Raw genomic sequence first — 19,861 nt, 5'->3', positions numbered from 1 at the left:
CGACTTTTGTCAGGCGCCCTGTTCCGCCCATGTGGTGGCACTGTGCTGCGCCTGTGAGTGCTGTTGCCAGCTCATTTCGGGGCTCGGCGGCGTGCGGAGCGCGGGCAGATGCACCGTGAAGACGGTCCGCCCGGGCACGCTGTCGACGGTCACGGCACCGCCGTGCGCGGTCGCCACGGCCTGCACGATCGCAAGGCCCAGGCCGGTCGAGCCGGTGGCCCGGGAGCGCGCGGAGTCGCCGCGCGCGAACCTCTCGAAGACGTGCGGGAGCAGATCGGACGGGATGCCCTGGCCGTTGTCCTCGACGTCCACGCACAGCCACGGGCCGCGTCGCTGCACCCGGGCGGTGACGGTCGTACCCGGTGGGGTGTGGTTGCGGGCGTTGCCGAGCAGGTTGACGAGGACCTGTTGCAGCCGGGCCGCGTCAGCCGACACGAGGGCCGGTTCGTCGGGCAGGTCGAGGCGCCAGTTGTGGTCCATGCCGGCCGCGCGGGCGTCGCTGATGGTGTCCACGACGAGCGGGATGAGGTCGGTCTGCTCGAACTGCAGGGGCCGCCCGGCGTCCAGCCGGGCCAGCAGGAGGAGATCCTCGACGAGGAAGGTCATGCGCCCGGCCTCGGACTCGATACGGCCGAGCGCGTGCTTGGTGTCCGGCCCGACCTCTTCCCTGCCGCGTCTGGTCAGCTCGGCGTACCCGCGGATGGAGGCGAGCGGCGTCCTCAGCTCATGGCTGGCGTCGGCCACGAACTGCCGCACCCGCATCTCGCTCTGCTGGCGGGAGTGCAGGGCGCCGTGCACGTGGTCCAGCATGCGGTTGAGCGCGGCGCCGACCTGGCCGACCTCGGTGTGCGGGTCGGTCTCGGTCGCGGGGACGCGTTCGCTGAGGTTGACCTCGCCGGTGTGGAGGGGGAGTTCGGAGACGCGGGTGGCGGTGGCGGCGACACGGCGGAGGGGGCGGGTGGCCACACCGACGATCACCGTGCCCGCGATACCGGCCGCGACCAGGGCGGCGGCGGTGACGCTGGCTTCGATGAGGATGAGGGTGCTGAGCGTCTGGTCGGCGTCCGTGGTCGGGATCGCGACGTAGTAGTTGCCGTTGTCGCCGGTTCGGTAGGTGACGCGGTAGTCACCGAGGTCCGGGATCTCGACCGTGTGCTCGTTACCGTCCTGAGAAACGGAGTTGAGCGCGGTGATCTGGGCTTCGTCGAGGTCGGTGGCCTTCATGCCGCTGAATTCAGTGCTGTCGGCCGACTCCTTGCTGACCTTGGCCTCGGTGATGAGGCCGTTCTGCACCTTGGCGGCGACCATCTCTTTCGAATCAGGGCCGCGAGTGACGAACTGATCGAGGGTGAAGGTCTGGGCGGGCTTGTCGACCGAGTCCTTTTTGCCGGGATCGCGGCCGGGAGGCGCGAAGCCTGCGGCCCGTCCGCTGACCTCGCGCAGCCGGTCGTCCAGCTGGTCGTACAGATGGGAACGCAAGGCGAGTGTGGTCACCGTGCCTATCACCGCGGCGACCACGGCGATCAGCAGCAGGGACGCGACGACGAGCCGCGTCCGCAGGGTGCGCGGCTGACCCGCCCGTCTCTTCTGCGTACGCGGTCGTCGTCGCCCGCTCATGACACCGCGGGCTTGATCAGATAGCCGGCCCCACGCCGGGTGTGGATCATCGGCTCGCGACCGGCGTCGATCTTCCGGCGCAGGTAGGAGATGTACAGCTCGACGACATTGGCCTGTCCGCCGAAGTCGTACGACCACACGCGGTCGAGTATCTGCGCCTTGCTGAGCACGCGCCGCGGATTGCGCATGAGGAAGCGCAGCAGCTCGAACTCGGTGGCGGTGAGGTGGATGCCCTCCCCGGCCCGCGAGACCTCGTGGCTGTCCTCGTCGAGGGTGAGGTCCCCGACGACCAGCACGGAGTCGGAGCGGCGGTCGGCGGCGCCGGAACGCCGGATGAGCCCGCGCAGCCGGGCCACGACCTCCTCCAGGCTGAACGGCTTGGTGACGTAGTCGTCCCCACCGGCGGTGAGCCCGGCGATACGGTCCTCCACGGCATCCTTGGCCGTCAGGAACAGCACCGGCACGTCCGGCAGCTCCCGCCGCAGCCGCCCGAGAACGGTCAGCCCGTCCATGTCCGGCAGCATCATGTCCAGGACGACGGCGTCGGGCCGGAAGTCACGCGCGGTCTGGATGGCGCCGGTGCCATCCCCCGCACTCCGGATCTGCCAGCCCTCGTAGCGCAGGGCCATGGACAGGAGTTCGGTGATCGACATCTCGTCGTCCACCACAAGCACTCGGACGGGGCTCCCGTCCGGCCTCAGCAGTTCGGTGCGCCCCTGGGGCGAGGTCGTGGTCATGGTGGACACCTAATCGGCGTCCTCTAAGAACACGCTTTCTGAAGCCTGTGATTTTCCTGAGAAACGCACAGGAGGCTCTCAGGCAGCTCCTGGGAACTCCTGGGGGACCAGGGTTTTCTGGGTCCTGCACGTCAGAACAACCCGTCCTGCACGTCAGAACAACCCGTCCTGCACGCTCGCTTCCCGGTCCCTGAACTCCCGTACCGGCATGGTCAGTTCACCGGCCTCCTCACCTCCGCCCGTCGGCACCAGTTCCCACCCCCTCATCAACCGCGTGTCGACCACGACCACCCGTTCACCACCGGTCTCCACATGCAGATCCGGCCCCGCAGCCGCCACCAGCCGCCCGCTCACCACCCCGCCCGCGACCAGCTCGGTCACCTGGCCGACGGCGGGCGGCAGATCCGTGAGCCCGAACACCCCGGCGTGGTCGACCGGTTGGCAGGACTCGCGGGTGAGTGACTCCGGCCAGGCGGGAAGGGCCACGGCCCGGGCGTGCAGGGCCCCGACCTCGACCGCCCGCTCCGCCGCCGACCCCGGCAGCGCGGAGCGCACCGCCCGCTTGTCGGCGTACGGAATCCGGTCCGGCACCCGTAGGGCCGCCCGCAGCAGTTCCTCCGTGCGCCGTGCCGCCATCAGTGGGCCCACGCCCAGCCAGCTGAAGCAGACCGCCCCCTGTTCCAGCAGCCGGGCCGAGCCCCGCTCAAGGGCGGTGATGCCGACCTTGGTCCTGCCGGGGCCGAACCAGGCCAGATATACGTGGTACGGGCGTGGGTCGTCCGCGATCGTGTCGGCGGCCACCGAGTGCGCCCGGTCCAGCCGCGCGCACTCCTCGCACCGCGCCCCCGTGCTCCGCCCCGGCACGACCGCCCGCACCGGACAGGCATGCCCCCGCGCTCCCACGCATGTCCGCACTCCCCCTTCCGCGACCCCGAAGGCCACCCGCTTCCCCCACGTCAGCGCGGAGCGCCGACCACCGTCCCACACCAGCTCAGGGCCGTCCGCCGACCAACGCAGCCCCTTGCATCTCCATGCCTGTGCCATCGCTCTTCGAGAGTAGAGGCAGGCACTGACAACGCCCGTTCAGCGACCCATGCCCCATCGGCCTCGGCGTGCTTCAGAGTGCTTCAGCGACAGCGGGCTCCTGCTCACCCGTGACAGTGACGGCCTCGGAAGTCGCCGCGGCCGTACGCCGTTCCAGAGCCCGTCCCCGTTCCCGTGCCTGTCCCCGTCCCGCCAGTCGGCATCCCCAGCAGTCCGCGTGCCCGGCCGGGGCGCTCAGGTCGCGCGCCCCCATCCGCCACTGCCCGCGCGGCCGCACGCCCGGAGGCTTGCCCCAGCCGGTGAGATGCAGGGCCCAGGTGACGAGGACGCTCGCCGCCGTGATGCCGAGTCCGCCGGTGATCAGCACGGCCGAGACCGTGCATATCCCTGCCCCCACCACGGCGGAACCGATCGTCGCGATCGCGGTTCCGGTCCATCCTGCGACCGTGTGCCCCTCGTCATACTGGCTCATGTGCCTGCTCCCTCCTCGTAGGCAGCGAATCCCTCACGATGTAAGAAGTTTAGCGACTCAATCTCTCACGAGCTAAGGCAATTCGAAAAGATGCAAGCCAAGCCGCGTCCCTCCGCCACCCCGGCCCAGGCTCTGGAGGCGATGGACTCCCTCATCGCGGCCCACCTGCTCGGCCAGCAGGAGATGGCCCAGCGGCTGGGCCTGAACATCACCGACCTGCTCTGTTTCGGCTGTGTCCTGAAGGCCGGCGAAAACCTCCTCACGGCGGGCGACCTCGCGGAGCACGCCCACGTCACGACCGGCGCGATGACCGGCATCCTCAACCGGCTGGAACGCGCCGGCTTCGTCACCCGCCGCCCCGACCCGACCGACCGCCGCCGCGTCCGCGTGGCCGCCGTCCCGTCCGCGGTCACCCGCGTCGAGGCCCTCTACGGCCCCTACTACGCCCGCCTGACGGACCTCTTCGCCGACTACTCCGCCGACGAGATCGCCGTACTAACGGACTGGTTCACCCGGACGACGGGCCTTGCACAGGCCTACATCGACGAGCTCCGCGACCAGGACAAGGCCTGACACCGGCCTCACCGCGCGCCCTGCCCTGTCCCACCGCGCCTGTCCAGGTACCCGGTGACACGTTCCAGCGGCCACACCTCGCCGATCTTGTGCCGGATGTCGAAGAGGTTCGCCGCGTGGACGTCCGGGTCACGGTCGCCGGCCGCCTCCTCGACGACGACCGGGACGAACCCGTGCTGCATGGCGTCGAGTGCGGTGGCGCGCACGCAGCCGCTGGTCGTCAGCCCGCCGATGAGGAGCGTGTCGACGCGGTTCGCGGTGAGGTAGGCCGCCAGCGCCGTACCGAAGAAGGCACTCGGATACTGCTTGGTCACCGTCAACTCGTCCGCCGCCGGGGCCAGTCCGTCGATGAAGTCGCCGTACGGACTCCCCTCGGCGAACACCCGCAGCGTCGGCACCTTGCGGAAGAAGACGCCGCCGTCGCCGCCGTCGGGCCGGAACCGCACCCGCGTGACCACCACCCGGATCCCCGCCCCGCGCGCCGCCGCCAGCAGCACCCTCATGGCCTCCACGGCCGGTTCGACCCCGGCGTACAGCGGGCACTCGGGGTCCACATAGGCCCGAGCGGGGTCCACCAGGAGCAGGGCCGGGGAGCTGCCGGGGGCGAGGTGCCCGTCCAGGCCGGCCCGCTCGTAGTCCTCCTCCCGCGCGGCCGGCCCCGGCCGCCGTAAACCGCTCATGACCGCCGGCACTTCAGCAGCGGCTGGATGCGCGTGCCGAAGTCCTCGATGCCCGCCAGGAAGTCGTCGAAGACCAGCATGATCCCCTTGGTGCCGTCGACCTCGGCGATCTCGTCGAGCATCCTCGCGACGGTCTCGTACGACCCCACCAGCGTGCCCATGTTGAGGTTCACCGCGCCCTCGGGCAGCACGATGGTGCGGGCGGTCGAGGAGTCGTCGGCGGTGGTGTCGGAGGCGGATTCGCCCGCCATGTACGCGAGGGCCGCGCGGTCGGCATGGTCGTGGTAGTCCTGCCACTTGGCCTGCGCGGCCTCGTCGGTCTCGGCCGCGATGACCATGAACAGGGACAGCGCCCCGACGTCCCGGCCCGTCTCGCGCGCCGCGTCCACGAGGGTGGTGGTGGAGTCCGCGAACGCGAGCGGGGTGTTGACGCCGCTGCCGAGGATGAAGTTGTAGTCGGCATGCTCGGCGGCGAACCGCATACCGGTGCTGCTCTGGCCGGCGGCGACGATGTCGATGTGCCCGTTCGCCGGGCGCGGCGACAGCACACAGTCGTCCATCTCGTAGAACTCGCCCTTGAAGTTGCTGACGCCTTCGCTCCACAGCTCCTTCATCACGGTGACGTACTCGACGGCACGGTCGTAGCGGTTGCCGAAGTGCTCGTCGCCGGGCCACAGGCCCATCTGGGAGTACTCGCCGGGCGCCCAGCCGGTGACGATGTTGACGCCGAAGCGGCCGGGGGCGATCGAGTCGACCGTCGTGGCCATGCGGGCGACGATCGCCGGCGGCAGGACGAGGATCGGCGTGGAGGCGTACAGCTTGATCCGGTCCGTCACCGCGGCCAGGCCCGCCATCAGCGTGAACGACTCCAGGCAGTGGTCCCAGAACTCCGTCTCGCCGCCGAACCCCTTGAGCTTGATCATCGACAGCGCGAAGTCGAGGCCGTGCGCCTCGGCCTTCTGCACGATGGCCTTGTTCAGCTCGAAGCTGGGCAGGTACTGGAGGGAACTCTTCGATATGAGCCAGCCGTTGTTGCCGATGGGGATGAATACGCCGATGTCCATGCCGCTCCTCGGTCGGGATTGCTTCAACTCCACCGTAGATAACGGCTGTTGACGTTCCGTCGGGTGGTCGGGTGCAGGGCGCGAGGATCTTGCAAACCGGCGAACCGGTTGAGCGCGGAACGGTAAAGTCCGCGACATGAACGCGCGGCTCGCACTGCTCGGCACGGTGGCCCCGGGTGTCGCGGAGAGCGAGGTGTTCCGGCTGGCCCTGCAGCACGTAGTAGGGGAACTGGGCGCCCTGGGCGGCATGATCCATCTCCGTGGCCCGATGTCCGCGCTGCGCCTGGTGTCGACGGCCGGGCTCCCTCCCGCCCTCACCCGGGCCTGGGAGATCATCGACCAGGAGGGCCCGCTGGCCCCGGCCCACGCGCTGCACGAGGGGAACGGGGTGTGGGTCCCGCTGAGCCCGACGGAGGCGGGGGGCTCCGTGGGCACGGACGCCGGCACCCTGGACGCGGGCATCGACCCACCGGGCACGCACACCGCCTCCCCGATCACGGGCACCAACCCACCCGGCACGGCAACCGGCACCCTGGACGCGGGCATCGACCCACCGGGCACGGCAACCGGCACCCCGAACACGGCCACCCCCTGGCCCGGCACCGGTCTGGCCGCGCTGCCGATGTTCAGTGGCAGGCGCAGTATCGGTGCGCTCAGCGTCCTGATGGGCGACGGAGGCGAACCGAGTCCCGGTCAGTGGGAGTTCCTGCGCGCCGTCGTCGCCTGGACCGAGGACCGTATGGTCCAGGCGCCGCCCCCGGCCGGCCCCTCCCACCCCGCGCGGCCGGAGCCGAACGGCGAACGCCTGCGCCAGGCCCTGAAGGAGGTCAGCGTCGGCTCCTGGGACTGGAACATCCGGACCGGCGAACTGCTCTGGGACGAGGCCGCGCTGGAGCTGTACGGCACCCGGCCCGAGGACTACGTCGGCCGGGTCGAGAACTGGATGAGGTGCGTCCACCCCGACGACCTGGCGCCGACGTTGGCCCTGGTGGACCGGGCGATCCGGGAGCACGGCGTGTTCGAGGCCGAGTACCGGGTGCGCAAGCTGAACGGCACCTGGGGCTGGACCCAGGCCCGCGGCAGAACGACGTACGACGACGCCGGCGAGCCCCATCGGATGACCGGCGTCGGCTGGGACAGCGACGAGCCGCGCTCCGCCCGTGACGCGCTCGGCCGGGCCCTGCGGCACATGAGCGACGGCTTCCTCGCGATGGACGACGACTGGCGGATCACGTTCGCCAACGTGGAGGCCGAACGCACCCTGGGCTTCTCCGAGGAGGAGCTGTTCGGCCGCCTGCTGTGGGACCTGCCCGCCGCCGAGCAGGTGCCCGGCCTGGAGATCCGCTGCCGGCAGGCCGCCGCCGCGGAGAAGTCGGTCAGCTTCGACGTACGGCTGCCGAACGGGCGCCTGTGTCACCTCCGGCTGGTCCCGGGCCCCGACGGCCGCACGATCTACTTCACCGACGTCACCGAGAAGCGGCGGCTGGAGGAGGAGCGCCGGTCCGCCGAGCGGGCCGCGACCGAACGGGCCGTGCGGATCGCGGAGTTGACGGCGGCGCTGGCCAAGGCGACGACCTCGAAGGACGTGGTGGACGCGGTCGCCCGCCGGGTGCTGCCGCCGTTCGAGGCGACCGGTCTGGTGGTGCAGGCCGTGGAGGGCGACCGGCTGCACACCGTCGGCTCCGTCGGCTACCCGGAGGACATCCTCGCCGTCCTCGACGGCCGCGAACGTACGGAACCCAGCCCGCTGTGGGACGCGATACTGGCCGGCACGCCCCTGTTCATGTCCTCCCCGCGGGAGTTCGCCGCCCGCTACCCGGAGCTGGCCGGCCTGCCCGCCCGCGCCGGCAAGCAGGCCTGGGCGCTCCTCCCGCTGACGGCCTCGGGCCACACCTTCGGCATCTGCGCGGTGACTTTCGACCACCCCCGCCGCCTCACCGACGAGGAGCGCACCCTGCTCACCGCGACCAGCGCCCTGGTCGCCCAGGCACTGGAACGGGCCCGCCTCTTCGACGCCGAGCACACCCGGTCCCGCGAGCTCCAGCGCAGCCTGCTCCCCCGTGCCCTGCCCACCGTCCCCGCCTGCACGGCCGCGGCCCGCTACCTTCCGGCGGGCCCGGGCACGGACGTGGGGGGCGACTGGTACGACATCATCCCGCTCTCGGGCGGCCAGGTCGCCCTGGTCGTGGGCGACGTCATGGGCCACGGTCTGCCCGAGGCGGCGACGATGGGCCGGCTGCGCACCGCCGTCCACACCCTGGCCGACCTCGAACTGCCCCCCGACGAGATCATGAGCCACCTCAACGACATCGTCGGCGGCATGGGCGAGGAGTCGTACGTGACGTGTCTGTACGCGCTGTACGACTCCACGACGAGGATCTGCTCCATAGCCGGGGCAGGCCACCCGCCCCCGGCCCTGCTGCACCCCGACGGCACAGTGGTCTTCCCGCCCCTGCCGGCCGACCCGCCCCTGGGCGCTGCCGAGCCCCCCTTCGAGACGACGGAGGTCCCGGTCCCCGAGGGCAGTGTGCTCGTGCTGTACACCGACGGCCTGGTGGAGTCGTCGAAGCGCGAGATGGACCAGGGCATGGCGGCGCTCGCCGACGTACTGCGCTCCTCGCACGCGGACGGTACGGCGAAGGACCTGGAGCAGCTCTGCGAGCGGGTCACCTCCGCCCTCCTCCCCGACGACCACCAGGCGCCCGACGACGCGGCGTTCCTGCTTGCCCGCCTGCACTCGCTGCCTGCCACCCGCATGGCCTCCTGGCCCCTCCCCGACGATCCCAGAGCGGCCGGCCAGGCCCGCGGCCTGATCCGCAAGCAGCTCGCGGCCTGGGGCCTGGACGACCTGACCCCCACCACCGAACTCCTGGCCAGCGAACTCGTCGGCAACGTCATCCGGCACGCCAAGGGCCCCCTGCGCCTACGGCTCCTCCACGGCGCCGAGCTGATCTGCGAGGTCTTCGACGGCAGCCTGACCATGCCGCGTATACGCCGGGCGACGGACACGGACGAGGGGGGCCGGGGGCTGCAGCTGGTCACCGCCCTGTCGCAGCGGTGGGGGACGCGGTACACGGCGACGGGGAAGTGCATCTGGACGGAGCAGACGGTACAGCCGACGGCGGACCCACTGGAGCGGATGTTCCTGGACGTGACGGGGCTGCCGGAGCTGCGGGGGCTGCCGGAGTCGGTTCCGGGCCAGGAAGATCCTCCCCCTGCCGGGGTACCGTAAAAGCGCCACACATATCAGGCACACCACACATAACAGGCAATGCGGCATATCTGACGTATACCGCGAAGAGCGCTCCGCAAGAACCGGGGTGTGACGCCATGGCCCACCGCCGCACCGATTCGGCCGGTACCGCCAGAGAGCTGTTGCAGCAGCTCGGGGATCTCACGGGCCGGATCCTGGACCAGATCAAGCTCCAGCAGGCACGCGTCGAGCTCGCCGCCGCACTCCAGCGCCAGGTCCTCGCCGCGGAGCTCCCCGCCCTGCCCGGTCTGCAGGCGGCGGGACGGTACACGCCCGCACGGGGCGGGCTGGACATCGGCGGCGACTGGTACGACGGATTCCTGATGCCGGACGGCTCGGTGGGGTTCGCCATCGGGGACGTGCAGGGCCATGACGTCGAGGCAGCGGCCCACATGGGGCAGGTGCGGACCTGTCTGCGCGCCGTCGCGACCGCCACCACGGACCCCGCGGAGGTGCTCGGACGCACCAACGACCTGCTCGTCGCGATGGCCTCCGAGCTGTTCGTGACCTGCTCGTTCCTGCGCTTCGACCCGGCCACCGGGGAGCTGTGCGACGCCCGCGCCGGGCACGTCCCGGCGGTCTGGGCCACGACCGCCGGCCGCTGCGAGATCGTCCTGCACGAAGGCGGCCTGCCACTGGGCATCCACGCCGGCGAGCACTACCCGGCGTCCCGTCGGCTGCTGACCGGTGCGGGCGCGTTCGTGCTGCTCACCGACGGTGTGGTGGAAGGCCCTGACTACCCGATCGACGACGGCATGAAGAAGGTGGCCGACCTGGTCGGGGACGCCTGTTGCACCGACCCGGACGAGCTGGCCGCACAGGTGATCAAGGTGGCGGACCTCACCGGCCACAACGACGACGCGGCGGTCCTGGTCCTTCGCTACGACGGACTCGGGGAGCACGCGCGGACCGGCGGAGGGTGAACGGCAATGCTGCACGAGCGGGACGACGACCGCTGCGGTGGGCAGCGATGACGGTGGTGCCGCCCGGCACGCCGCTCCGGCGATACGGCGCCGAGGGCCTGCGACTGGCTGCCGTGACGGCCGCCTACTACGGCAGCGCCGAGCTCGGTCTCGAGCAGGAACTGGTACGAGGCCAGATCACGCCCTTCTGGCCGCCCACCGGCATCGCGGTCGTCGCCCTGATGCTCTGGGGGCTACGCATGTGGCCGGCTGTCGCGGTCGGGGCGTTCGTGGTGAACGTGGCGCTCGGACCGTCGATCCTCCCCGTGCTCGCCATCGCGGCCGGCAACACCATCGCCCCGGTCTGCGCCTGCCTCCTCCTGCGCCGCGCGGGATTCCGCACCACCCTGGACCGACTGCAGGACGCCCTCGCCCTGGTCTTCCTCGGCGCCCTGGGCGGCATGGTGATCAGCTCGACGATCGGCACGGGCGTCCTGGTGGCCGCCGACGCGCTGCCGGCCGACGACTTCTGGGCGGCCTGGTCGGTGTGGTGGACGGGCGACGCGATGGGCGTCCTCTTCATCGCCCCGCTCCTGCTGGCCGCCCGCACCGCCCGCCTGCCCCGGGGCTCGCCGGTGCTGCGCGGCGCGGAGGCCCTGTTCCTGCTGGGCGGCACGGCGGCGGTCACCCTGGTCGCCACCCGCAGCTCGGTCAGCCTCCTCTTCCTGGTCGTCCCCTTCCTCATCTGGGCGGCCTTCCGCTTCCAACTCCTCGGCGCCGCCCCCTGCGCCCTGACCGCCTCCGTCATCGCGATCTACGCAGGCGCCGTCGGCTCGGGCCCCTTCGCGGGCCAGGACCTCCTCGCCAAGATGGTCATCCTCCAGGCCTTCAACGGCACCGTGGCCCTGACGGCCCTCCTGCTCTCAGCGGTGATCACCGAACGGAACCAAACCCTCCAGGCCCTCCAGGACGCCTGCGACGACCTGACGGAAGCCCTGACCCAACTCGCCTCGGACCGCCCCCTCAGCAAACAACCGCCTCCCCGAACCGACTCGATCCACAGCTCCAGCGCGACCCCTCAACGAGCTCTCGGAGGCAACCGCCAACGGGGGCCATAGCGAGTCGCCATGGCTCCGGCACGAACGAACGGGCGACCGGCGCACCGGACTTCAGATGCCGATATCTCCTGGCCTTCGGGCTACTTCGATACGTCCTCGACGCTTACGGAGTAGTCCGCCCCGACGGAGAAGGCCGCGGACTCACCACGGATCGTCAGAGTGTGCTGCCCGGGGTCCAGCGGCTCCGTCTGGACCCACAACCCACAACCCGTGGTCGTGAACGTCCCTGCGGACTGGGTGACGGGGTTGTCCGCAGCGGCCCGCACCAAGATCGTCGCTCCCCGGTGTTCCTCCGGGTCGAGTTCCTTGCCATCCAGCACTGCGGTCCCCTTGGCCTCGTCCATGAAGGCCTCGCAGTCGGAGGGCCCACCCACGAGGTTCACCAAGGGGAACGCAAGGGGCACTCCTCCGGGAACCTTGCACGACCGCTTGACCTGCCCGCCGAAAGAGCCCGCCAAGAACCAGACGTGCCGTGCCTGGTTGCGCCCGCACGAGCTGCCGTCCTCATCGGAGACAGGATTCGTCCCCTCCGGCTCCGAGGCCGCCCAGGTCCACCACCGGCTCTGCAGATCCTCGGGAGAAAGGCGCTCCTGCGCCGGTGACGCTGCCGGAGAAGCAGCGGCCCCCTTTCGCTCCGTCGCCCGCGAGTCCGCGCTGCCGGCACCGCACCCTACGAGCGCGGCCAAGACGACCCCGGTGACCGCTGCTCGTCCACCCTTGCCTTTCATGAACGCCCCCCAGACGTCACACGGATCTGTCGACTCCCCTGTCGATGCGCGCAAACGCCAAAGGCCCCGGATCTCTCCGGGGCCTTTGAACTGATGTGCACTCGGCAGGATTCGAACCTGCAACCTTCTGATCCGTAGTCAGATGCTCTATCCGTTAAGCTACGAGTGCGTGTTGTTCTGTTTTCCCGCCGCTCCCGGCCCTTCCGGCCCGCTCGCGGCGACAGGAAGAACATTACATGACTGCCGCCGCCATGTGAAATCCGTTTGCCATACCCCTTGTGACCTGCGAAAACGGCCTAATGGGGCCGAATCTCGGCGGTGTGGCAAAACGCCGAAGCCCCGGTCCTGGGACCGGGGCTTCGTGATCTAGCGCGGAGGCGGAGGGATTTGAACCCTCGATGGGCTTTGAGGCCCAAACCGCATTAGCAGTGCGGCGCCATAGACCGGACTAGGCGACGCCTCCAGCACAGCCGCCCGCGCGAGCGCGAGTGGTGCGTGCAGATGATGACACAGTCGAGCGTGCTGTCACCAATCGACCTCCACGGTACTAGGCGGGTAGGCCGCAGGGCAAAGCTCTTCCCGGCGTGCTTCGCGGAGCGCCGGGCGAGGACGGGCGAGGAGAGGCGGGGCCGCAACGTACGCGGGGGTGCGGCGTTAGTCAGGTCATGTTGCAGGTCAACCGTTCCGCCCCGGCCCGGCGCCTTCGCCGGCTGCTCTTCGTCGCCGCCGGCTCCCTCGTCGCCGTCGGCTCCGCCTCCGTCGCGCCCGCCGCCGCGCAGGCACAGGCCGCGCCGCTCCCCCTCGCGTCCCCGTCCCTGACGGACCCCGGCCGCTCGGGCGACCACCTCACCGTCACCGTCCGCAACGCCGGCGGCGGCGCCGACGGGACCTATGAGCTGTCCTGCCACCCGGCCGGCGGCGACCACCCCGACGCCGCCGGGGCCTGTGCCGCGCTCGATCGCGGCGCCCGGTGGGGCAAGGACACCTTCGCCCCCGCGGAGCGGGGCGGCTTCTGCACCATGCAGTACGGCGGCCCGGCCACCGCGCGTGTCACCGGGACCTGGGCCGGGCGTCCCGTCGACGCGCGGTACGACCGCAGCAACGGGTGCGAGATCGACCGCTGGGACCGGCTCGTGCCGCTCCTTCCCGACCTGCGCCAGCAGGGGCGGCCGTAGCCCCACGACGGCACCACGCCGCCGTACGTCAGGGAAGCAGGGGGTCCGGTACGCCGTCGCACAGGCTTTCCATGGGGAAGGCATCGGCGCCGTAAAAGTCCCGCGAAGGTCTCGCGAAGCCCGAAGGACGCTGGCAGGACGTCGGCACAGGCGGTCATACGTTCTGGGTCACTTCGTCGTGCGACCTCCCTCTCATCCGGCGTCGCGAGCGCAACCCCAGCCTTTAGACTCCCTCGCGTGACACGTCGCGGGCCGGTTGGCAAGATGGCCCGAGCGGTCGGCAAGGTGCGGTAACAGGGAGGAAGCGTCTCGTGAGCAGCAGGCCATCCCGAGGCGCTGCTCGCCTCGCAGCCATACTCGACGCGCTTCCCGATGCGTTGGTGCTGGTCAACGCCAATGGGACCGTCGTCAACGCCAACACCATCGCCCTGGAGGCCTTCGAGGCGCCGGGGACGGCTCTGGTGGGGCGGGGGCTGCTCGATCTGCTGCCGCAGTTCGACTCCAAGCTGATCCCGGGGTCCATGCGACGGCCCGACCACATGGACCCGCAGGGCCGGACCAAGCCGACCCGGATGATGGCCCGGCGGACCGACGGCACCGAGTTCCCGGTCGAGGTGACGTCCGCGAATCTCGAGAACGGGCAACAGGCCTACGACGGATACGGCTACGGCGGTGACGAGCTGCTCATGCTCGTCGTACGCGATCTGACCGGCACCGTCGACACCGAGGCCGAGCTGGCGCGTTCGCAGCGGCAGACCGAGATGATCCTGCGGGCCGCTTCTGAAGGTGTCGTGGGCACCGACACCGACGGGCGGATCGTTCTCGTCAACCCGGCCGCCGCTCAGATACTGGGTTACCGGGCCAGCGACCTCGGTGGACGCGAGCTGCACACGCTCGTCCTGCACTCCCGTGCCGACGGGTCGCCCTTCCCGTACGAGGAGTCCGCGCTCGCCGACACCCTGCGCTCGGGGCGCAAGCACCGGGTGCGTGGGCAGGTGCTGTGGTCCAAGGGCGGGGACGAGGTGTCCGTCGACCTGACGACCGCGCCCGTGCGCGACGGCGACCAGCTCGTCGGCGCCGTGATGACCTTCGCCGACCGTCGGCCCTACGACGCCCTCGCCGAGGAGAAGACCACCGCCGAGGAGCGGCACGCCGAGGAGCTGGAGCGGCTCGCCGAGGAGCACGCCTCCGAGCTGACCGCCCTGCGGCAGAAGCATGTGAGCGAGGTCGAGGAGCTCCGGGAGCTGCACGCCGAGGAACTCGCCGCGGGCGAGGAGCGGTATGCCGCGCTCGGAGAGCGGGAGAAGGACCGGTACGAGGCGCTGGCGGCTCGGCACGAGCAGTTGCTGACGCTCCTCGCGGGCTCGCTCCGGGGCCCGCTCGACGAACTCCGCCGTGAACTGGCCGCGCTCGCCGCCGACGACGCCGGGCAGCTGTGGCCCGAGGCCAACCAGGTGCTCCATCACCTGTCGGCCGGCTACTCCCGGATCACGACGCTCATCGACAACGTCCTCGGGTACCAGCAGCTCGACTCGGGGACCGACCAGGTCTCCCGTACGAAGGTGATGCTCGACGCCGTCGTCGCCGCGGGTGTCGACGGGGCCGTGGAACTCATCGGGCCGGGGCGGGTGCAGTTCGCCGTGCACGCACCGCCCATCGAGGCCGAGGTCGACCCGCAGCGCCTCGCCACCGCGCTCGCGCATCTCGTCGCCGATGTGGCGGGGGTCGACGCGACCGGGAACTCGCCCGTGTCGGCGGGCGGTTACATGGACAACACCGTCGTGGTCGCCGCGGCACAGCGCGGTGAGGTCGTACGGATCGAGGTGCGCGGGCCGTATGCCGGGGGAGACCCGGTGCACGAGCCGATCGTGCGCGGGATCGTGCGGGCCCACGGCGGTGTGCTCCAGACGCACGAGGTGCCGGGGATGAGCGGCAGTGCGTACGTCCTCGAAGTGCCCATCGGGGGTGGGGCGGGAGCCGTTCCGGCGGCACCCGTGGACGGCGTCGCGCCTGAGGCCACTGACGGGACCGAGGGTGCCGCTGTGGCTACCGGTGCCGAGCAGGGTGCCGGTGGCGGGCGGCGGCGGGCCCGGCGGTCCTCCGTGGACGCCTTCCTGGCGAGCGACACGCCCGGTGCCGACGCCGATTCCGCCGACGCGGAGGGCTCCGCGCCCACCGGACGGCGGCGCAGGCGTTCGGCAGCTGCCGTTCCGGCGCTGCCCCAGGGTGCGGCGGACGCCGAGGGCGAGGCCTCCGGCGGTACCGGACGGCGGCGCGGACGGCCTGCCGAGGACGGCGGAGACGGCGTCTCCGAGGGGGCCGTGGTCACGGCCGCCGAGCATGCGGCGGGAGCCGCGGCCATCGGGAACGGCCTGGGCGCGACCGTGCCTCCGCAGGGAGTGCCGGCGCCCGGCGGACGACGCGCCCGGCGGGACGGCGGGGAGCAGCACGCTCTGCCGCCCGCCCTGCCTGCGGCCGGTACCTCCGCTTCGGCTTCCGGGTCCGGTACGGCCGGCTCGGGCGATGCTCCTCAGGCGTCCGGACGACGTCGACGTGCCCTGGCAACGGCCGCCGAGCGAGGTGCCGCGCAGGCGCAGGAGGCCGGGCCCCGTCCGGTGTTCGCGCTGCCGCCCGCCGCGGCGGACCGGACTGCTGCCAGCAGGGGGGCGGAGCAGGGCGGCGGTGAGCCGGCTGCGGCTCCCTCTCCGGCCGCGGCTGTGACGCCGGGTGTGGCTGGGGCGCCGGGTGCGCCTGTGGCTCCGGGCTCGATCCCGGCTCCCGTGCAGGCGCAGGCTCAGGTTCCCGGGCAGGTCCCGGCGCCCGGGCAGGTGCCGGCTGCCGGGCAGGGCGCTCCTGGGGACGTTCTCGTCGACGAGGGCCGGCACGATGCCGTGCCGCACGATCAGGCCGCCGACCACACCCCGCCACAGCCGCATCCGACCAGCGCGCCGACCGGGCGTCGCCGACGGGCCGTGGGCCAGCCGGTTGCGGACCAGCCCGCCCAGGCCGCCGCGCCGAACGCCGCTGCCCCGAGCCTGCCTCTCCCCGCCGAGGCGGCCCCCAGTCCGGCAGCCCCCGAGCAGGGCACCTCGGCTCAAGGCACCCCGGCCCCGCAGCCATGGCCCGCCGCCGATGACACCCCGGACGCCGGGACCGCCGTACCGGCGAACGCCGCTGCCGGCACGCCCGTACCCCCGCGGGCCGCGCCCGGTGCCCCCGTACCGCCGAAGCCGAACGCCCCCCGGGCCGCGCAGCCCCAGCCCTCGCCGGGCACCCCGGCTCCGGGCACCCCGCTGCCTCCGGAAGGCGCGGCTGCAGCCCCGGTCGGTCAGTCGGAGCGGGCGGCCCAGCCGCTGCCCGCCGAAGCCGCCGCTCCGGGTGCTCCGGCCGCTCCCGTCGACCCGAACTCGACGCAAGGCCGGGCGATCAGTGTGCGGACGCTGGGGCAGGGGGTGCCGTTCACTCGGCAGGCCGCGCAGGTGCAGCAGCCGGCGCCGCCCGCGCAGTCGTCGGCCACGCCTCCCCCGCATCAGACCAGCGGCGGACGCCGCCGCAAGCTGGGCACGCCGCCCGACCCGGCCGCGCGGCCCGGCGCTTCGCCGGAGCAGGCGGCGCGGCCGCATCCGCCGTCCGAGCAGCCGGTGTCCGCACAGCCGCAGCAGTCGCTCGGCGGGCAACCCCAGTCCCAGCCGCAGCCCCAGCCGTCGCTGGCCGGGCAGTCGCGGCTGGCGCCTACGACCGAGGCGGCCGGACGGTCGTACGCCATAGGCGCGCCGGACGAGAACGCCGCCGAGGGGCCCGAGCCGCTGGACGGTCCGGGCGGGGCCGTCGAGGTCGCCGACACTCCGCGGCCGCAGCCGATGGACGACGAACTTCCGCCGGAGCCGCTCGACAACCCGCGGCGGCTGCTGGTGTGGCCCGCACCGGATGTGACGACCCAGCAGGCGCTGAGCGACCGCGGCTACCGGCCGGTCATCGTGCACTCGCGCGAGGAGGTCGACGCGCAGATCGCGGCGTTCCCCGCCGCGCTGTTCGTCGATCCGCTGACCGGGCCGATCACGCGGACCGCGCTGCAGTCGCTGCGGCAGGCCGCGGTCGCCGCGTCGGTGCCGGTGATGGTGACCGCGGGGCTCGGACAGGCTTCGCGGGAGGCAGCGTACGGCGCCGACCCCGCCGTACTGCTCAAGGCGCTGGCGCCGCGGGACAGTGAGCAGCACCCGCCGCGCGTGCTGCTGATCGAGGAGCACGCGGAGATCGCGCTGGCGCTGACCGCGACGCTGGAGCGGCGCGGGATGCAGGTGGCGCGGGCCGCGAGTGACGCCGACGCCGTGGCGCTGGCGGGTGACTTCCGGCCGAACCTGGTCGTGATGGACCTGCTGCAGGTGCATCGGCGCCGGGCCGGGATCGTCGACTGGCTGCGCGCGAACGGGCAGCTCAACCGCACCCCGCTCGTCGTCTACACCGCCGCCGTCGACCAGGCCGACCTGCCCCGCCTGGCATCGGGCGAGACGGTGCTGTTCCTGGCCGAACGGTCAACGAGTGGTGAGGTGCAGAGCCGGATCGTGGACCTGCTGGCACGGATCGGTACCAACTGACGACGGTCCCGCGCCCCTGAAAGGGGCGCGGGACCGTGTCGATGTGCGGCCACGCCGCGTGGGGCGGGCAACCACGGACCACCCGCAGCCGCCCGCCCCACGAAAGTTCCCGCAACTGCGCCCCGTCAGAGCTGGGTGACGTCCAGGCCACCCTCCGCGTACTGCCTGCGCAGCACCTTCTTGTCGAACTTGCCGACGCTCGTCTTCGGCACCGCCGCGATGACCGTCCACCGCTCCGGCAGCTGCCACTTCGCGATCTTGCCCTCGTCGGCGAGGAAGGCGCGCAGGGTCTCGAAGTCGGCGCTGGCGCCCTCCTTGAGGACCACCGTGGCCAGCGGACGCTCGCCCCACTTGTCGTCGGGGACGGCGACCACGGCGGCCTCGGCGACGTCCGGATGGGACATCAGCGCGTTCTCCAGGTCGACCGAGGAGATCCACTCGCCGCCGGACTTGATGACGTCCTTGGCGCGGTCGGTGAGCGTGAGGAAGCCGTCGCGGGAGATGATGCCGACGTCGCCGGTCTTCAGCCAGCCGTCCTCGCTGAACTTGTCGGCGGGGCGCAGCGGTTCGGCGTCGGGGCCGTTGTAGTAGGCGCCCGCGATCCAGGGGCCGCGCACCTCCAGCTCGCCCGCCGACTCGCCGTCCCACGGGATGCGCTCGCCGCCGGGGCCGGTGAGCCGGGCCTCGACGCCCGTCGGGAAGCGGCCCTGGGTGAGCCGGTACGCGAACTCCTCCGCCGTGCCGACCGCGTGCGCCGGCGGCCGGGCGACCGTGCCGAGCGGGGAGGTCTCCGTCATGCCCCAGGCGTGGCAGACCCGCATGCCGAGGCTGTCGAACGCCTCCATGAGCGAGGGCGGGCAGGCCGAGCCGCCGATGGTGACCTGGCCGAGGGTGGAGACGTCCCGGGGATTCGCGGTGAGCTCGGCGAGCAGGCCCTGCCAGATGGTGGGCACGGCGGCCGCGTGGGTCGGCTTCTCGCGCTCGATCATCTCGGCGAGGGGCGCGGGCTGGAGGAAGCGGTCCGGCATCAGCATGTTGACGCCGGTCATGAAGGTGGCGTGCGGCAGTCCCCAGGCGTTGACGTGGAACTGGGGCACCACCACGAGCGAGGTGTCCTGGTCCGTCAGGCCCATCGACTGGGTCATGTTGACCTGCATGGAGTGCAGGTAGATCGAACGGTGCGAGTAGACGACGCCCTTCGGGTCGCCCGTGGTGCCGGAGGTGTAGCACATGGCGGCGGCCTGCCGCTCGTCCAGCTCCGGCCAGTCGTACGTCGTCGGCTTGCCGGCGATCAGTTCCTCGTACTCGTGCACCTGGACGTCGGCGGCCGCGAGGCCCGAACGGTCACCCGGCCCCGACACCACCACGTGCTCCACCGTCTTGAGGTGCGGCAGCAGCGGCACCAGCAGGGGGAGGAGCGAACCGTTGGCGATGACGACCCGGTCGGCCGCGTGGTTGACGATCCAGGCCAGCTGCTCGGGAGGGAGGCGCAGGTTGAGCGTGTGCAGGATCGCGCCCATGGAGGGGATCGCGAAGTAGGCCTCGACGTGCTCGGCGTTGTTCCACATCAGGGTCGCGACCCGTTCGTCGCCGGCCACGCCCAGGTCCTCGCGCAGGGCGTGCGCCAACTGGGCCGCACGAGCACCGACCTCGGCGAAGGAACGGCGGTGCGGCTCGGCCTCACCGGTCCAGGTGGTGACCTGTGATGTTCCGTGGATCGTCGACCCGTGGGTCAGGATCCTCGAGATCAGTAGCGGTACGTCCTGCATGGTGCTCAGCACGGCGTCCTCCCGGGGCGACATTGCCTACGCGGTAGTAAGGGTTGCGGAGATTCTGCGCGCATACCGAGCGGTATGTCACTAGTACCGGCTGATCGATCACGTCACGTTGCGTTCACGGGGCT

General features: G+C 71.8%; 14 protein-coding genes and 2 tRNA genes. 6 read left to right on the top strand and 10 right to left on the bottom strand.

The window, feature by feature from the left end:
- Positions 1-9: 9 nt before the first annotated feature.
- The 4 genes from OHO27_RS21380 to OHO27_RS21365 all read right to left on the bottom strand — a co-directional run bounded on the left by OHO27_RS21380 (position 10) and on the right by OHO27_RS21365 (position 3,870).
- Positions 10-1,617 carry a sensor histidine kinase gene (locus tag OHO27_RS21380; protein WP_328426300.1) on the bottom strand — a complete coding sequence of 536 codons (1,608 nt, stop codon included), beginning with the start codon at positions 1,615-1,617 and terminating at the stop codon, positions 10-12.
- A complete protein-coding gene (locus OHO27_RS21375) occupies positions 1,614-2,354 on the bottom strand; it encodes a response regulator transcription factor (protein WP_328426298.1) in 741 nt (246 codons plus the stop codon). The genes OHO27_RS21380 and OHO27_RS21375 overlap by 4 nt, the downstream gene beginning before the upstream one ends.
- A 153-nt stretch (positions 2,355-2,507) precedes the next feature.
- Positions 2,508-3,398 (bottom strand): DUF2797 domain-containing protein, encoded by an 891-nt coding sequence (locus OHO27_RS21370; protein ID WP_328426296.1) that lies wholly within the window; start codon positions 3,396-3,398, stop codon positions 2,508-2,510.
- A gap of 73 nt (positions 3,399-3,471) precedes the next feature.
- Positions 3,472-3,870 carry an HGxxPAAW family protein gene (locus OHO27_RS21365; RefSeq protein ID WP_328426294.1) on the bottom strand — a complete coding sequence of 133 codons (399 nt, stop codon included), beginning with the start codon at positions 3,868-3,870 and terminating at the stop codon, positions 3,472-3,474.
- A 90-nt stretch (positions 3,871-3,960) separates the two neighbouring features.
- Here OHO27_RS21365 and OHO27_RS21360 point away from each other — a divergent pair, with 90 nt between their 5' ends.
- Positions 3,961-4,443 (top strand): MarR family winged helix-turn-helix transcriptional regulator, encoded by a 483-nt coding sequence (locus tag OHO27_RS21360; protein WP_328426292.1) that lies wholly within the window; start codon positions 3,961-3,963, stop codon positions 4,441-4,443.
- 8 nt (positions 4,444-4,451) lie between these two features.
- On the opposite strand, the gene OHO27_RS21355 is transcribed toward OHO27_RS21360, so the two are convergent.
- Both OHO27_RS21355 and rutA read right to left on the bottom strand, forming a co-directional pair.
- Positions 4,452-5,123, bottom strand: a complete 672-nt coding sequence (locus OHO27_RS21355) for an isochorismatase family protein (RefSeq protein ID WP_328426290.1) — start codon at positions 5,121-5,123, stop codon at positions 4,452-4,454.
- Positions 5,120-6,187: a pyrimidine utilization protein A gene (rutA, locus tag OHO27_RS21350; protein ID WP_328426288.1), complete on the bottom strand. Its 1,068-nt coding sequence runs from the start codon at positions 6,185-6,187 to the stop codon at positions 5,120-5,122. Before rutA ends, OHO27_RS21355 begins: the two co-directional genes overlap by 4 nt.
- Positions 6,188-6,323: 136 nt before the next feature.
- Here rutA and OHO27_RS21345 point away from each other — a divergent pair, with 136 nt between their 5' ends.
- The 3 genes from OHO27_RS21345 (at position 6,324) to OHO27_RS21335 (ending at position 11,460) form a co-directional block, all read left to right on the top strand.
- Positions 6,324-9,419, top strand: a complete 3,096-nt coding sequence (locus OHO27_RS21345) for a SpoIIE family protein phosphatase (protein WP_328426287.1) — start codon at positions 6,324-6,326, stop codon at positions 9,417-9,419.
- Between the two features lie 98 nt (positions 9,420-9,517).
- A complete protein-coding gene (locus tag OHO27_RS21340) occupies positions 9,518-10,363 on the top strand; it encodes a PP2C family protein-serine/threonine phosphatase (protein WP_328426285.1) in 846 nt (281 codons plus the stop codon).
- 47 nt (positions 10,364-10,410) lie between these two features.
- Positions 10,411-11,460, top strand: coding sequence for an MASE1 domain-containing protein (locus OHO27_RS21335; RefSeq protein ID WP_328426284.1), 1,050 nt, complete (start codon positions 10,411-10,413; stop codon positions 11,458-11,460).
- 80 nt (positions 11,461-11,540) lie between these two features.
- Here OHO27_RS21335 and OHO27_RS21330 read toward each other — a convergent pair whose 3' ends face one another.
- The 3 genes from OHO27_RS21330 to OHO27_RS21320 all read right to left on the bottom strand — a co-directional run bounded on the left by OHO27_RS21330 (position 11,541) and on the right by OHO27_RS21320 (position 12,651).
- Positions 11,541-11,834: a hypothetical protein gene (locus OHO27_RS21330; protein WP_328426282.1), complete on the bottom strand. Its 294-nt coding sequence runs from the start codon at positions 11,832-11,834 to the stop codon at positions 11,541-11,543.
- A gap of 450 nt (positions 11,835-12,284) precedes the next feature.
- A tRNA-Arg gene (locus tag OHO27_RS21325) sits at positions 12,285-12,357 on the bottom strand.
- A gap of 203 nt (positions 12,358-12,560) precedes the next feature.
- Positions 12,561-12,651 (bottom strand) — tRNA-Ser (locus OHO27_RS21320).
- A 202-nt stretch (positions 12,652-12,853) separates the two neighbouring features.
- Here OHO27_RS21320 and OHO27_RS21315 point away from each other — a divergent pair.
- Together OHO27_RS21315 and OHO27_RS21310 are read left to right on the top strand one after the other, a co-directional pair.
- Positions 12,854-13,363: an SSI family serine proteinase inhibitor gene (locus OHO27_RS21315; protein ID WP_328426280.1), complete on the top strand. Its 510-nt coding sequence runs from the start codon at positions 12,854-12,856 to the stop codon at positions 13,361-13,363.
- Positions 13,364-13,674: 311 nt separating this feature from the next.
- Entirely contained in the window at positions 13,675-17,958 is a 4,284-nt protein-coding gene (locus tag OHO27_RS21310) for a response regulator (protein WP_328426278.1), read from the top strand.
- 125 nt (positions 17,959-18,083) lie between these two features.
- Here the strand turns inward: OHO27_RS21310 and OHO27_RS21305 are convergent, their stop codons facing one another.
- Positions 18,084-19,760, bottom strand: a complete 1,677-nt coding sequence (locus OHO27_RS21305) for a long-chain fatty acid--CoA ligase (protein WP_328426276.1) — start codon at positions 19,758-19,760, stop codon at positions 18,084-18,086.
- Positions 19,761-19,861 lie beyond the last annotated feature (101 nt).

Origin of the sequence: Streptomyces sp. NBC_00443 (assembly GCF_036014175.1) — a bacterium.
Lineage (GTDB): Bacteria > Actinomycetota > Actinomycetes > Streptomycetales > Streptomycetaceae > Streptomyces.
The sequence above is the reverse complement of the archived record's forward strand: the minus strand, read 5'-3'. Positions and strand labels throughout refer to the sequence as shown.